The organism is Halorubrum sp. SS7, assembly GCF_005435055.1.
Lineage (GTDB): Archaea > Halobacteriota > Halobacteria > Halobacteriales > Haloferacaceae > Halorubrum > Halorubrum salinarum.
In genome coordinates, this window is sequence record NZ_SGXV01000714.1 from 1 (window position 1) to 222 (window position 222).

1 protein-coding gene is annotated in these 222 nt (G+C 70.3%); it reads right to left on the reverse strand.

Going from position 1 to position 222, the window contains the following annotated elements:
• A partial coding sequence (locus EXE44_RS19690) for a phosphopantothenoylcysteine decarboxylase (RefSeq protein WP_241991927.1) occupies window positions 1–222 on the reverse strand: 222 nt, incomplete at both ends.

Below are 222 nucleotides of genomic sequence, written 5' to 3' on the forward strand. Positions count from 1 at the left end.
CGGATCCGCTCGGCCTCGGACACCATCGCCGCGTCGTCGCCCGAGGTCTCGGCCTTGAACCCGACGATGGGGAGGTCGGGGTACGCCTCGCGGACCGAGTCGATGAGCTTCGGCGTCGGCCGGAGATCGACCGACAGCGGCGACCCGGATCGGATCTTCTGGTCGACTGCGTCCGCGGTGAAATCCGAGATGGCGGCCGCCGAGATCAGCGCGTCGGCGGTC